A 13523-nucleotide genomic window follows, 5' to 3' on the forward strand; every position below is an offset into this window, starting at 1 on the left:
ATTTTGCACAGATCCCCTACCCAATCGGACAATCCGACACCCGTACGGTCAGAGCAGTCCGTCCCACAGCTGTTCGATCAGCACCGCCCACCAGGTCTCCGGCGACTGCAGCGCGGCCGGGTCGAGCGCGGCCAGCTGGGTCTGGAAGTCCGTGGTCCAGTGGCCCGCCTGCTCCGGGGTCAGCCCGTACCGGAACCGCCACAGCCGGCCCAGCAGGGCCATGCAGCGCAGGAACTCCGGCAGCCCGGTGTTCACGAACCGCGGCTGCTGTGCCTCGGGGCCCGGCGGCTGGGTCGGGGTGCCGAGGTCGACCGCGACGATCGCCGCCGTCCCGTACTGGACGCAGAGCTGGCGGCCGTAGTCGTTGCCGATCACCAGGTAGGTGCCCGCGTCCGGCTGCGCCGCGATGCCGCGCTCGGCGGCGAGCTCGGCCAGGGTCGGCAGCGGGCGGCCCGGCTGGGCCTGCGCCCAGAAGAACGGCCCGAACTCGACCGGCAGTCCGGCCCAGGTCAGCGAACCGGACACGGCCTCCGGCACCCCCTGCCGGGACACCGCCTGCGGCTCGTAGCGGAACAGGTTCGGGTCGCCGAAGGCCTGCCGCAGCTCGTCGGCGAGGGCCTGCGGCGGCAGCGGCGGTCCCGGCCGCACCGACCCGGGCACGGGCAGCGGCACCCGGACCGGGCGCTGCGGCGCGGGCCCCGCGGCATGGGTGTGCAGCTCGCCGTGGTGCTCGAACAGGTGCTGGACGCCGCGTTGGCGGGCCGCCTGGTCCCGTCCGTACGGCGCGATGTTGCTGACCCGGACGTTCGGCCAGGCCTCCTTGACCATCCGCTGGCAGTAGCCGCCGGGCAGGTCGCAGCTCTCCAGCTCGGTGTGCAGTTCGAGCACCTGCTCCGGGGGCACGTTCAGTCGGCGCACCTCCTGCAGGATCTGCCACTCGGGGTGCGGCAGGCCGAGGGTGGAACGCTGGATCAGCTGCTGCTCCGAGCCGTCGGGCCCGCGGTAGCGGAGCACCGCCATGTAGCCGGGACCGACGCTCGGCAGGCCCTGCGGGGCCTGCGGCGCGGGGGCCTGCGGCGGCGCGGCGGCGGGGCCTCGGGGGGCGAACTGGGTTGCGGCGTAGCTGTCGTCCGCGGGCGCGCCGGGGGGCGCGGGCGGAGGCGGCACGGGGCCGCCGCGGAGCCCGGCCGGGGGCGGGCCCCCCGCGGGGTTGCCGGACAGCCCGGCGGGGGGCGGCGGAGGCGGACCACCGGCTGGGTTGCCGCCCGGGGGCGGGGGCGGCGGCACGGGGCCGCCGGGGCGGGACAGCATCGTCGGCGCGTAGTCGAGCGACTCCCCCGCGGACGGCGGACCCCCGGCGGGGTTGCCGGGGAACCCGGAGGACGCAGGCCCGGCGGGGCTCCCGACGAACCCGGCGGGCGGCGGGGGCGGGGGCCCGGCCGGGCCCCCGGACGACGCGGGCGGCGGACCGCCGGCGGGGTTGCCGGAGAAACCGGACGGCGCGGGCGGCGGGCCTCCGGCCGGGTTGCCGGACAGCCCGGCGGGCGCGGGCGGTGGCCCACCGGCCGGGTTGCCGCCCGGGGACGGGAGCGGCGGCTTGGGGCCGCCGGGGCGGGACAGCATCGTCGGCGCGTAGTCCAGCGAATCCCCGGACACTCCGGCAGGCGGCGGACCCCCGGCGGGACCACCCGAGAACCCCCCGGGCGGGGGCGGCGGAGGCCCGACCGGGCCTCCGGAGAACCCACCGGGCGCAGGCGGCGGCCCGGCCGGGCTCCCGACGAACCCACCGGGCGGCGGGGGCGGCGGGCCACCCGCCGGGTTGCCGACGAACCCACCGGGCGGCGCGGGCGGGGGTCCACCCGCCGGGTTGTTGGACAGGCTGACGGGCGGGGGCGGCGGCGGGCCACCGGCCGGAGCGCCGGGACGGTGGGACGGGCCGCCGGCCCACTCCGGTCCCGGCGGCGTGCCAGGACCGGAGCCAGGACCAGGACCGTACTGCGGCGCACCAGGCGGCGGCGGAGGCGTGCCGGGGGCGCCCTGGCCGGCGCCACCGCCGAAGGAGCCGCCCGCAGGGCCCGAGCGCTGCTGGGACGAAGGACCGGCCCAGTCCGGCGGCGGCGAGAGCATGGTCGGAACATCCCCGGGCGGCCCCTCCGACACCGGCGGAGCCACCATCAGCGACGGACCGTCACCTCCCGGCCCACGCCCAGCGCCAGCACCAGCACCAGCACCGACCCCCGAGCCAGCCCCCACACCCGAGCCCGCGCCCGCGCCGAAGTTGGAACCCGAGCCCGACCCCGACCCCGCACCACCCGGGCCAACCCCGGCCCCCGCCGCCTCCGCGGCAATCGCCGCGGCTCCGGCTTCCTCCAGCCACTGCGGGGGGCTGAGCAGGAACGACGTGGCCTCGGCCAGATCCCTCCCGGCGCCGCCGGCCGGCGTCCCGGCCGGGGTCGCGCCGGCCGGACGGCCGTAGGCCTCCTCGTACCGCCGGACCACGTCGTTGATCGGCAGCGCGGGCCACAGCGTGGTGACCCCGCTGTCCCGGGCGATCACCATCCGCACCGCGCCGCCGTCCGAGGAGGGCCCGTCCTGGCGGTCCACCGCCCAGGCCACGAAGCCCAGGTCGAACTCCCGCACCCGCACCTCGCGGCGCTGGTACGAGGGCACGCCCTCGTTGATCCACTCCTCCGCGCGCGCTTGCGCCTCCGCGTAGGTCACCACGGGCCCGCTCACCCCTCCACCGGGACCGCGCGGGCGAAGCCGCCGTCCACCATCAGCTCGGCCACCGTCTGCAGCTCGGGCGGGTTGCCCGCGAGCCGCAGCAGGAAGGCGTCGAAGTCCTCGCCGCAGGGCAGCAGCAGCTGCTCGCAGCGCTGCTGCGGCGGCATCCCGGCCGTGCCGGTGTCCCTGGCGTCGTCGTACGGCAGGAACCAGACGGTGCCGGCCGAGGCGCCTTTCGTCTTCAGCACGATCAGCCCGCCCTGGGCGTAGCCGACGCCCAGGTACTCCTTGGTCAGGTGGTCGCGCAGGCACTTGTTGACGTAGACCAGGTCGTCCAGCGCGCGTTCCTCACGCAGCGTCAGGAACGGCTGGTCGACCAGCATGCCCAGGTCGGTGTCCAGCGCGACGCCCTGGGGCCCGCGACCCCCGGCCGCCTTCAGGAAGGTCCGGTACGCGCCGGGCAGGCTGTAGCCGAGCCCCTCCTCCGCACTCTGGACCCGCTGCTCACTCGCCCCGACCCGCTCCGCGCCGACACCGCCGCCGTCCGGGCCCGAGCCGCCGCCCGTACCCCCGCCGCCGTCAGCGCCCCCGCCCCCGCCCAGTGGAAAGTGCACCGGCCTGCGCTCCTGCAACGGCCGGGTCCCCCGCTTGGCGTGGTCCGCGCTGGACACGGCGAGCCCGGCGTGGTGCCGCAGCAGCGCCTTGACCTCGACCGGGACCAGCTCCATCCGCCGGGCCCCGGCCCGCGCCCCGCCGACCGCGTGGTGCCAGGTCCAGCCCGCGGGGGTGGACACCGACGTGTCCACGTCCGCCCACAGCTCGTGCCCCTGGGCGTAGAGCGCGGCGTTCGCTGACACGTAGTCGGTGAGCCGCAGCTCGTCCACGCCGAAGCCCTCCGGCGGGTCGGCGACCTCGGCCGCGGCGCGGACGTAGCGGCCGAAGTCAGGGTGCCCCTTCCCGTCGATCCGCACCCCGTCGGGGTACTTCTCGGATCGCAGCGGATCAGGGAAGTGCACGACCTGCCCGGCATAGGCGGCGTTGGGCCGACCTGTCGTCATCGAGTTTGCCCCCTGCTGGAACTGAATGCCGTCCCCCAGCCTAGGGGGTGGTCGCGCCGAGCGGATCTCCACCGTCCGCACTGGTCCGCGCTGATTCGAACATGTGGAGTTCCAGTGCGAGCAGGCCACCCCGACTTCCCCCCGGCTGTGGGCATTTGGCAGGCTGACCACATGCAGCAGCGGTGGGTCCGTGCCCGCCGACGGGGGCTGCCGCGCGGCAAGTGTCCCTGCTCCGCCGTGCGCGAGAACAGGGAAGGAACGACCGTACGTGGACCACACCACCGATGATCGCCGCCCGGCGACCGTCTCCTCAGCCGCGCCGCTGCTCCGGGAGAGACGCGACAGCCTGATGCCGGTCGTCGCCGCGGCGCTGTCGCTGCGCGGCGGCGAGACCCACACCTGCGCCGGGGAGAAGACCGACCGCGCGCCCGAACTCCACCCGCTGGTCGAGACCTTCCTCGACGGCCTGCCGACGGACGCGCGCGAGCGGTTCACCGGGCGCTGCCCGGAGGCGGTGCTGCTCTCGCAGTTCTTCCGGACCGTCGAGGACAACCGCTCCCGCCGCGCCGCGCGGCGGATCTTCACCGAGGGCGACGCCCGCAAGGCGCTGCGCGGCGCCCGGCTGACGACGGTGCGGATCCGCGAGGAGGGCGACCCGGCGCACGGCACCCACCAGCCGCCGTGCCGCTCCTGCGAACCGATGCTGGCGCACTTCGGCGTGGAGACGGTGGCGCTGGCGTCGTCCGCGTCCTCCGCCGGGCAGGGGTGAGGACGGTGGCGCCGGACGCACGATTCCCCGCCGAGGTGGCCTCGGTCCTGGCCAAGGCCGGGTGGTTCCCCGGCCGCAGGCAGCTGCCGCAGGCCGAGCGCTGGGCCGACGCCCTGGCCGGGTACAGCTCCGCGGAAGGGCACCGGCACGCGCTGTTCCCGGCCGCGATGGAGGCCTGGGCCGAGTTCGGCGGCCTGCGGGTGACCCTGGAGGGGGCCGGTCGGCAGCAGGCCAGGACCCCCTTCCTGCTGGACCCCATGGTCGGCCTGCACCAGCCGCGCACCCTCGCCGACCTGGGACGCTGCCTGGAACTGCCGCTGGCCCCGCTGGGCGAGGAGCGGGACGGGCAGGCGCTGCTCGCCATCGACGCGCTGGGTCGGGTGCACAGCCTGGACCACAGCGGCGAGTGGTTCCTGGGGCAGACCATGGACCAGGCGCTGAGCACCCTGATCCTGGGCCTCACCCCGGAACGCCTGCGCTCCGTCGCCGACGCGCTGTGAGGACGGCCGCTCGGCCGGACGCGGGTCAGTCCTCGCCGTAGGCGCTGCGCAGCGCCGCCTCCGCCACCGCGCGGGCCTCCGCCGCCGGGATGCCGAGACCGTGCACCCGGGCCGCGTAGGTGGCGGCGGCCTGCGCGGCGGCGGCCCGGGAGGCGTCGCCGGAGGAGGCGACGACGGTGCCGAGCCGGCCCCTGGTCCGCACCACCCCGGCGGCCTCCAGCTCCCGGTAGGCCTTGGCCACGGTGTTCGCCGCGAGGCCGAGCTCCTCGGCGAGCCCGCGCACCGTCGGCAGCTTGGTCCCGACCGGCGCGGCGCCGGTCCGTGCCAGCTCCGCGATCTGCGCTCTGACCTGCTCGAACGGCGGGACGGTCGAATCGGGATCAAGGGTGATCAACACGGTGCGGTCTCCGTCGTCGAGGGCTCGGCAGCCGGGGGCAGGTGCCGCTGACCACGGTAGTACCGCCGTCGGGCCCGGCCGCGCCCCCGGCCGCGGCTCAGCGGACTGCCGCTCAGCGGGCCGCGGCTCAGCGGGTGCCCGGGGCCGCCGTCATCCGGGCCTCGACCCGGAAGCCGCCCGCCTCGGTCGCTGCCGCGACGAACGTGCCGCCCAGCGCGGTCACCCGCTCCCGCATCCCGACCAGCCCGTTGCCGCCGCTGGGCAGCCTGCGGGCCGCCCCGGCCGCCGCGTCCGGCCCGGCCGCCTCCGGGCAGGTGTTGGCGACCGCCAGGGCCACCCCGCCCGGCACGTACGCCACCACGACCTCCGCCTCGGCCCCGGCCGCGTGCTTCAGCACATTGGTCAGCGCCTCCTGCACCACCCGGTAGGCGGTCCGCTCGGTCTCCGCGCTCAGCGCCCGCCGTGCGCCGCCGACGGTGAGCCGCACCCGCAGCCCCGCCGCCCGCGACTCGTCCACCAGCCGCGGCACGTCGGCGAGCCCCGGCCCGTCCCCCGAGGGGACGGCCAGCACCGCCGCCGCGGCCTCCCCGCTGACCGCGTCGGTCTCGACCGTCCGCAGCACGCCGAGGATCTGCCGCAGCTCGTCCAGCGCCTGCCGGCCGATGTCGCCCATCAGCTTGGCGCTCTCCGCCGCCCGCTCCGCGTCCTTGTGCACCACCCGCTCAAGCGCGCCTGCATGCACCACCATCAGACTCACCCGGTGCGCCACCACATCATGCATCTCCCGGGCGATCCTGGTCCGCTCCTCCATCCGGGCCCGGCGGGCCCGCTCGGCGGCCTGCTCGGCCAGCAGTGCCAGCTCCGTCTCCAGGCCCTCGGCGCGGTCGGACAGCGTCTCCCACAGCCGCCGCCGGGCGCCGATGTACAGGCCCAGCATGGTCGGCGCGACCGTGATCCCCACCGCCACCAGCACCGAGAGCAGCAGCAGCGCGTACTCCGGGACGCCGTTGCGCAGCGCGTCCGCCTGCTGGGTGGTGATGGTGAGCGCGGAGACCACGGTGGTCTCCACGATCGCCCAGACGCACAGCAGCGACATCGCCCGCCGCTCCGCGAAACGCCGGGCCGGGCCCTCCGGCCGGTACGCGCCCAGCGTGTAGAGGCCGACCATCAGCAGCAGGTACCCGGCCTGGAACGGGATGGTCAGCAGCGCCGCCGCGACCGGCACCAGCGGCCAGCGCCGCCGCACCAGCAGGGTCGAGCCCGCCAGCGTCCCGAACAGCGCGAGCACCACCTCGACCGGCAGGCCGAAGCCCTGCTTGCCGACGAACGACGCGGTGCTCGCCGTGCTCTCGGCCGCCGCCAGCGCGGTCAGGCCCAGGTCGAACCACATGCTCCGGCGCCGCGACCAGACCCCCGTCCGGAAGCCGCCCCACAGCCTGTCCCGCACTCCCGTACACGGCGGGGCCTCCGGCCCGACCGTGTCCTCAGCGCCCACCCCGGGCGTCCCCGCGCTCATGGGTCCAGCCTATGCGCCGCCCGACGCCCGCTGTCCGGCATTCGACCGGCACCGCTGCCGCCGACACCCGCACACCTATGCTGGTCGCGTCGGACAGCGCCGTCCGGGAGCCCCCCGCCCACCCACCTGCAACAGGGAGCACCAGCGTGAGCGACGCACGCGAGGCCACCAACCCGGCCAACACCCCGGCCGAGCCGGACAACACTGCTCTGCGCGCCGACATCCGCCGGCTCGGTGAACTGCTCGGCGAGACCCTGGTCCGCCAGGAGGGCCAGGAACTGCTCGACCTGGTGGAACAGGTCCGCGCCCTCACCCGCAGCGACGGCGCCGCCGCGTCGGCCCTGCTGGAGCAGACCGACCTGGAGACCGCAGCCAAGCTGGTCCGCGCCTTCTCCACCTACTTCCACCTGGCCAACGTCACCGAGCAGGTGCACCGCGGCCGTGAGCTGAGCGCGCACCGCGCCGAGGAGGGCTCGCTGCTCTCCCGGACCGCCGACAAGCTCGCCGGCGCCGACCCGCAGCAGGTCGGCGACGCGCTGGCGCACCTCGCGGTGCGCCCGGTGTTCACCGCGCACCCGACCGAGGCCGCCCGCCGCAGCGTCCTCACCAAGCTGCGCCGGATCGCCGAGCTGCTGGACCAGACCGACACCCCGGCCCGCCCGAGCGGACGCCGCCAGGCCGACCGCCGACTGGCCGAGGTGATCGACCTGCTCTGGCAGACCGACGAGCTGCGGATCGCCCGCCCGGAGCCCTCGGACGAGGCCCGCAACGCCGTCTACTACCTGGACGAGCTGTACAAGCGCGCCGTCCCCGACGTGCTGGAGGAGCTGAACGAGGAGCTGGCCCGGGTCGGCGTCGCCATCCCGGACGGCGTCCGCCCGCTCAGCTTCGGCACCTGGATCGGCGGCGACCGGGACGGCAACCCCAACGTCACCCCCGCGGTCACCCTGGACGTGCTGCTGCTCCAGCACGAGTACGGCATCAAGGATGCGCTGGACGTGGTGAACGAGCTGCGGGACCAGCTCTCCTCCTCGGTCCGGCTCTCCGGCGCCAGCGACGAGCTGCTGGCCTCGCTGGAGGCCGACCTGGTGGCGCTGCCCGAGATCAGCCCCCGCTACAAGCGGATGAACGCCGAGGAGCCCTACCGGCTCAAGGCCACCTGCGTCCGGCAGAAGCTGATCAACACCCGGGAGCGGCTCGCCCACAGCACCCCGCACGTCGAGGGCCGCGACTACCTCGGCACCGGGCCGCTGCTGGCCGACCTGCAGCTGATCCAGGACTCGCTGCGGGCCCACCGCGGCGAGCTGATCGCCGACGGACGGCTGTCCCGGGCGATCCGCACGGTCTCCGCGTTCGGGCTGCAGCTGGCCACCATGGACGTCCGCGAGCACGCCGACGCCCACCACCACGCCCTCGGCCAGATGTTCGACCGGCTCGGCGAGGAGGCCTGGCGCTACACCGACATGCCGCGCGAGTACCGGCAGCGGCTGCTCGCCAAGGAACTGAAGTCGCGCCGCCCGCTGGCGCCCACCCCGGCCCCGCTGGACGCCGCGGGCGCCAAGACCCTCGGGGTGTTCCAGACCGTGCTGGACAGCTTCGAGCGGTTCGGCGACGAGATCGTGGAGAGCTACATCATCTCCATGTGCCAGGGCGCCGACGACGTCTTCGCCGCCGCGCTGCTGGCCCGCGAGGCCGGACTGATCGACCTGCACGCCGGGATCGCGAAGATCGGCATCGTCCCGCTGCTGGAGACCACCGACGAGCTGCGCGCCGCCGACACCATCCTCGACGAGATGCTGCGCGACCCCTCCTACCGGCTGCTGGTGTCGCTGCGCGGGGACGTCCAGGAGGTCATGCTCGGCTACTCCGACTCCAGCAAGTTCGGCGGCATCACCACCTCGCAGTGGGAGATCCACCGGGCCCAGCGCCGGCTGCGCGACGTCGCCCACCGCTACGGCATCCGGCTGCGGCTGTTCCACGGCCGCGGCGGCACCGTCGGCCGCGGCGGCGGCCCCTCGCACGAGGCGATCCTGGCCCAGCCGTACGGGACGCTGGAGGGCGAGATCAAGGTCACCGAGCAGGGCGAGGTGATCTCCGACAAGTACCTGATCCCGGCGCTGGCCAGGGAGAACCTGGAGCTGACGGTCTCCGCCACGCTGGAGGCCAGCGCCCTGCACACCGCGCCCCGGCAGTCCGAGGAGGCGCTGGCCCGCTGGGACGCCACCATGGACACCGTCTCCGACGGCGCCCACACCGCCTACCGCCGCCTGGTCGAGGACCCGGACCTGCCGTCCTACTTCTTCGCCGCCACCCCGGTCGACCAGCTCGCCTCGCTGCACCTGGGCTCCCGCCCCAGCCGCCGCCCGGACAGCGGCGCGGGCCTGGACGGGCTGCGGGCCATCCCGTGGGTGTTCGGCTGGACCCAGTCCCGGCAGATCGTCCCCGGCTGGTACGGCGTCGGCTCCGGCCTCGCCGCCGCGCGGGACGCCGGGCTCGGCGACATCCTGGACGAGATGCAGAACGAGTGGCACTTCTTCCGCAACTTCCTGTCCAACGTCGCCATGACGCTGGCCAAGACCGACCTGCGGATCGCCCGCCACTACGTGGACCAGCTGGTCCCGGACGAGCTCAAGCACGTGTTCGACCTGATCGAGGCCGAGCACGCGCTGACCCTCAAGGAGGTGCTGCGGATCACCGGTGAGAACGAACTGCTGGAGCACACCCCGGTGTTGAAGCAGACCTTCACCATCCGCGACGCCTACCTGGACCCGATCTCCTACCTCCAGGTGGCCCTGCTGCGCGGCCAGCGCGAGGACGCGGCCAACGGGCTCCCCGAGGACCCGCTGCGCTCGCGCGCCCTGCTGCTGACCGTCAACGGCATCGCGGCGGGCCTGCGCAACACCGGCTGACGCCGGGCGCCGACGAACGACGGAGGCCCGCAACCGGAATCAATCCGGTTGCGGGCCTCCGTCGTTGACGTGAGCTCAGCTCACGCTCGTCCGCTCAGGTCAGCTGTGGCTGCCCGCGGCGCGACGGCGGAGGAAGAACACGGCGCCGGCACCGACGACGACGAACGCGCCGGCGATCCCGGCGATCATCCCGGCGTCACTGCCGCCACCGGTGGTGGCCAGGACCGCGCCGGTCGGCGAGGCGGACGCGGTCGCGTCCACGGTGCTGGTGGTGCTGGGAGCAGCCGTAGTCGGCGCGGCGGTGGTCGGCGCAGCCGTGGTGGGGGTGCTGGTGGTCGGCGGGGCCGTGGTGGGCGGCTCCGTCGTCGGCGGCGTGCTGGTCGGCGGGGCCGTGGTGGGCGCCGAGCAGTGCTCGTCGGAGATCTTGGTGTTGGTGATGGTCACATCGTCGAGGTACTTCGGCACCGACACCTTGATGGTGATGTCGTGGATGTCGCTCCACGGCACGCCGGTGAAGGTGACCGTCTGGTCCTGGCCGTACGGCGCGCCGGGCAGGTTCGCGGTCTGGTCCGCGCCGCCGTTCTTCGCGTCGATCAGGTGCAGCGTGCCCGTCGCACCGTCGGTGTCGGTCACGACGATGGTGGCGGTGCCGTCCTGCGAGTTGCAGCTGGCGGACCAGCTGAGTTCAGTGATGCTGCACGCGAGTGCGTTGCCTGCGACGCCGAGCGTGAGCGCGGCTGCGGCGGAGGCGACGCCGAGAGTGCGCACCATCGTGCTGGTGCGACGGGATATGGACACGTCTTCCCCTAACTGGACAAACCCAGAGCGGTTGGAGCCACAGGGGATGACCAGCACGACCCGCAGGAAACGCCGCAGGTACCGGAGCCGGGAAGAGCGGCAATGACATGCACGCCTCCCCCATGAGCATCACACATCGTCATTTCAGCGGGCTGCGTTGTCAATTCACTCCAAAACCGGCAATGCGTCCTAATCCCATCGCTACCGCCGGAGCAAAAAGCTCAGCACCACCCAAAAGCCCCACAAGGCCGATGCGTAACAATCCGATAGCCGAGATCGACTTGCGGCTCCGTCAGGAGTTGTACGTCGACTGGGCCCGCTCCAGCCCCTCCGCGAGCAGCGCCTCGACCGCGTCCGCGGTGCGGTCGACGAACCAGTCCAGCTCCTTGCGCTCGGTCGAGGAGAAGTCCTTCAGCACGAAGTCCGCGACCTCCATCCGCCCCGGCGGGCGCCCCACCCCGGCCCGCACCCGGTAGTACTCCGGGCCCATCGACTTGGTCAGCGACTTCAACCCGTTGTGGCCGTTGTCGCCGCCGCCCAGCTTCAGCCGCAGCGTCGCGTAGTCGAGGTCCAACTCGTCGTGCACCACCACGATCCGGTCCACCGGCGCCTTGTAGAAGTCCCGCAGCGCGGTCACCGGTCCGCCGGAGAGGTTCATGTAGGAGGTCGGCTTCGCCAGCACCACCCGCTGCCCGGACAGCCGCCCTTCGGCCACCTGGTTCCGGCTCTTGTGCGCCTTGAACCTGGCGCCGATCCGGCCCGCCAGCAGGTCCACCACCATGGCGCCGATGTTGTGCCGGTTGCCGGCGTACTCGGCGCCGGGGTTGCCCAGGCCGACCACCAGCCACGGGCCGCTGTACTCGTCACTCACCACTGCCGGGTTCCTCTCTGCTCCTGGTGCACGGATACGCCGCTGCCCCGGCCGGTCGGAACCGGGCCGGGGCAGCGGACGGAAGACAGCGCGACGGCTCAGGCCTCCGCGGGGGTCTCACCCTCGGCCTCGGCGGCCTCGTCCTCGGCCGGGGCCTCGACCTGCGCGGCGACGACGTGCAGCACCACGGTGTCGTCCTCGACGGCCAGCGCGGTGCCCTTCGCCAGGGTGATGTCCTTGGCCAGGATGGAGTCGCCGGCGGTCAGGCCCTCGACCGAGACGGTGACCGACTCGGGCAGGTTGGTCGCCTCGGCCTCGACCGGCAGGCTGTTGAGGACGTGCTCCAGCAGGTTGCCGCCGGGGGCCAGCTCGCCCTCGGTGATGATCGGGATCTCGACGGTGACCTTCTCGCCGCGCTTCACCAGCAGCAGGTCCACGTGCTTCAGGGTGCGCTTGATCGGGTCGCGCTGCACGGCCTTCGGCAGCACGAACTCGTCCTTGCCGTCGATCGGCAGCGAGAGCAGCACGTTCGGGGTCTTCAGCGCCAGCATCAGGGCGTGGCCCGGCAGGTTGACGTGGACCGGGGTGGTGCCGTGGCCGTAGACGACGGCGGGGACCAGGCCCTCGCGGCGGGCGCGGCGCGCGGCGCCCTTGCCGAACTCGTTGCGGGGCTGGGCTTCAAGGCGGATGTCGGCCATGACGGCTCTCCTCGTGGACACGGGGCGGGCACGTCCGGGAGGTCTCAAAAAGAAAAGCCACCGGCAGAACCTCACCCGAAGAATCAGGGATGAGTTGCCCGGTGGCACCTCGCACGACCAGCCAGAGGACTGGCGGAGCAGCGCGTCGATCACGGAGTCGGTCACCTGCGGTGGGACTCCCTCGCCGGGCAGTTTCAGCAGTCTAGCCGAAGCCCGGCGAGGGACCCAAAACGATCATCCCGGGTCACCCGGGACACCCCGGAGGGGTCAGTGCGCGCCCTCGAACAGGCTGGTCACCGAGCCGTCGTCGAAGACCTCGCGGATCGCGCGGGCGATCAGCGGGGCGATCGACAGCGTGGTCACCTTGTCGATCTGCAGCTCGCCCGGCGTCGGCAGGGTGTTGGTGAAGACGAACTCACTGGCGCGGGAGTTCTTCAGCCGGTCCGCGGCAGGCCCGGACAGCACCCCGTGGGTGGCGGCCACGATCACGTCGGCGGCGCCCTGCTCGAACAGCGCGTCGGCGGCGGCGCAGATGGTGCCGCCGGTGTCGATCATGTCGTCGACCAGCACGCAGACCCGGCCCTTGACGTCACCGACCACCTCGGCCGACATCACCTTGTTGGCGACGTTGGGGTCGCGGCGCTTGTGGATGATCGCCAGCGGGGCGCCGAGCCGGTCCGACCACTGGTCGGCCACCCGCACCCGGCCGGCGTCCGGCGAGACGATGGTCAGCCGGTCGCGGTCGACCTTGCCGCCCACGTAGTCGGCCAGCAGCGGCAGCGCGAACAGGTGGTCCACCGGGCCGTCGAAGAAGCCCTGGATCTGCGCGGTGTGCAGGTCCACCGACATCAGCCGGTGCGCGCCGGCCTGCTTCAGCAGATCGGCGACCAGGCGGGCCGAGATCGGCTCGCGGCCGAGGTGCTTCTTGTCCTGGCGGGCGTAGCCGTAGAACGGCATGATCACGGTGATGCTCTTGACCGAGGCCCGCTTCAGGGCGTCGATCATGATCAGCTGCTCCATGATCCACTGGTTGATCGGCGCGGTGTGGCTCTGCAGCACGAACGCGTCCGCGCCGCGCACCGACTCCTCGTACCGCACGTAGATCTCACCGTTGGCGAAATCCAGAGCCTTCGTGGGAACCAGGTCCACCCCCAGCTGCTCTGCCACCTCCCGGGCCAACTCGGGGTGTGCGCGGCCGGAGAAGAGCATCAAGTTCTTCTCACCGGACGTTTTGATCCCGGTCACTGCACCGTCTCCTCATTGCGTCATGAACGCGCGCTGCG

General features: G+C 73.7%; 11 protein-coding genes. 3 read left to right on the forward strand and 8 right to left on the reverse strand.

From position 1 onward, the window contains the following. Positions 1 to 48: 48 nt before the first annotated feature. Positions 49 to 2736, reverse strand: coding sequence for an SUKH-4 family immunity protein (locus ACEZDE_RS00610; protein WP_380530365.1), 2688 nt, complete (start codon positions 2734 to 2736; stop codon positions 49 to 51). Next, a complete protein-coding gene (locus tag ACEZDE_RS00615) occupies positions 2733 to 3782 on the reverse strand; it encodes an SMI1/KNR4 family protein (protein ID WP_380530367.1) in 1050 nt (349 codons plus the stop codon). Before ACEZDE_RS00615 ends, ACEZDE_RS00610 begins: the two co-directional genes overlap by 4 nt. A 268-nt stretch (positions 3783 to 4050) precedes the next feature. Here ACEZDE_RS00615 and ACEZDE_RS00620 point away from each other — a divergent pair, with 268 nt between their 5' ends. Further along, complete coding sequence (locus tag ACEZDE_RS00620) at positions 4051 to 4551, forward strand: YwqJ-related putative deaminase (protein WP_380530370.1); 501 nt, start codon at positions 4051 to 4053, stop codon at positions 4549 to 4551. A gap of 5 nt (positions 4552 to 4556) precedes the next feature. Next, positions 4557 to 5051, forward strand: coding sequence for an SUKH-3 domain-containing protein (locus ACEZDE_RS00625; RefSeq protein WP_380530372.1), 495 nt, complete (start codon positions 4557 to 4559; stop codon positions 5049 to 5051). Between the two features lie 25 nt (positions 5052 to 5076). On the opposite strand, the gene ACEZDE_RS00630 is transcribed toward ACEZDE_RS00625, so the two are convergent. Together ACEZDE_RS00630 and ACEZDE_RS00635 are read right to left on the reverse strand one after the other, a co-directional pair. Further along, entirely contained in the window at positions 5077 to 5448 is a 372-nt protein-coding gene (locus tag ACEZDE_RS00630) for a GntR family transcriptional regulator (protein ID WP_380530375.1), read from the reverse strand. 127 nt (positions 5449 to 5575) lie between these two features. Next, positions 5576 to 6838: a sensor histidine kinase gene (locus ACEZDE_RS00635; protein WP_380530378.1), complete on the reverse strand. Its 1263-nt coding sequence runs from the start codon at positions 6836 to 6838 to the stop codon at positions 5576 to 5578. 203 nt (positions 6839 to 7041) lie between these two features. On the opposite strand from ACEZDE_RS00635, the gene ppc reads away from it, so the two are divergent. Next, the gene (gene ppc / locus ACEZDE_RS00640) at positions 7042 to 9873 is read left to right on the forward strand and encodes a phosphoenolpyruvate carboxylase (RefSeq protein WP_380530381.1); all 2832 of its coding nucleotides are present in this window, start codon (positions 7042 to 7044) and stop codon (positions 9871 to 9873) included. Between the two features lie 99 nt (positions 9874 to 9972). Here the strand turns inward: ppc and ACEZDE_RS00645 are convergent, their stop codons facing one another. The 4 genes from ACEZDE_RS00645 to ACEZDE_RS00660 form a co-directional block, all read right to left on the reverse strand. Beyond that, a complete protein-coding gene (locus tag ACEZDE_RS00645; protein WP_380530384.1) occupies positions 9973 to 10671 on the reverse strand; it encodes an LAETG motif-containing sortase-dependent surface protein in 699 nt (232 codons plus the stop codon). Positions 10672 to 10963: 292 nt separating this feature from the next. Continuing rightward, positions 10964 to 11542, reverse strand: coding sequence for an aminoacyl-tRNA hydrolase (gene pth / locus ACEZDE_RS00650; RefSeq protein WP_380530386.1), 579 nt, complete (start codon positions 11540 to 11542; stop codon positions 10964 to 10966). 98 nt (positions 11543 to 11640) lie between these two features. Continuing rightward, on the reverse strand, positions 11641 to 12240 hold the full coding sequence (locus ACEZDE_RS00655) for a 50S ribosomal protein L25/general stress protein Ctc (protein WP_380530389.1): 600 nt from the start codon (positions 12238 to 12240) through the stop codon (positions 11641 to 11643). 267 nt (positions 12241 to 12507) lie between these two features. Then, on the reverse strand, positions 12508 to 13485 hold the full coding sequence (locus ACEZDE_RS00660) for a ribose-phosphate diphosphokinase (RefSeq protein ID WP_380530392.1): 978 nt from the start codon (positions 13483 to 13485) through the stop codon (positions 12508 to 12510). Positions 13486 to 13523: the final 38 nt, after the last annotated feature.

This window comes from Streptacidiphilus cavernicola (assembly GCF_042510955.1).
GTDB classification, from domain to species: Bacteria; Actinomycetota; Actinomycetes; order Streptomycetales; family Streptomycetaceae; genus Streptacidiphilus; species Streptacidiphilus cavernicola.

What these genes read in the sequence shown, in the direction of transcription:
- ppc (WP_380530381.1), top strand. Translation starts at nt 7,042, where the DNA reads ATGCTGGTCGCGTCGGACAGCGCCGTCCGGGAGCCCCCCGCCCACCCA.
- ACEZDE_RS00655 (WP_380530389.1), bottom strand. Translation starts at nt 12,240, where the DNA reads ATGGCCGACATCCGCCTTGAAGCCCAGCCCCGCAACGAGTTCGGCAAG.
- ACEZDE_RS00635 (WP_380530378.1), bottom strand. Translation starts at nt 6,838, where the DNA reads ATGTGGTTCGACCTGGGCCTGACCGCGCTGGCGGCGGCCGAGAGCACG.
- ACEZDE_RS00615 (WP_380530367.1), bottom strand. Translation starts at nt 3,782, where the DNA reads ATGACGACAGGTCGGCCCAACGCCGCCTATGCCGGGCAGGTCGTGCAC.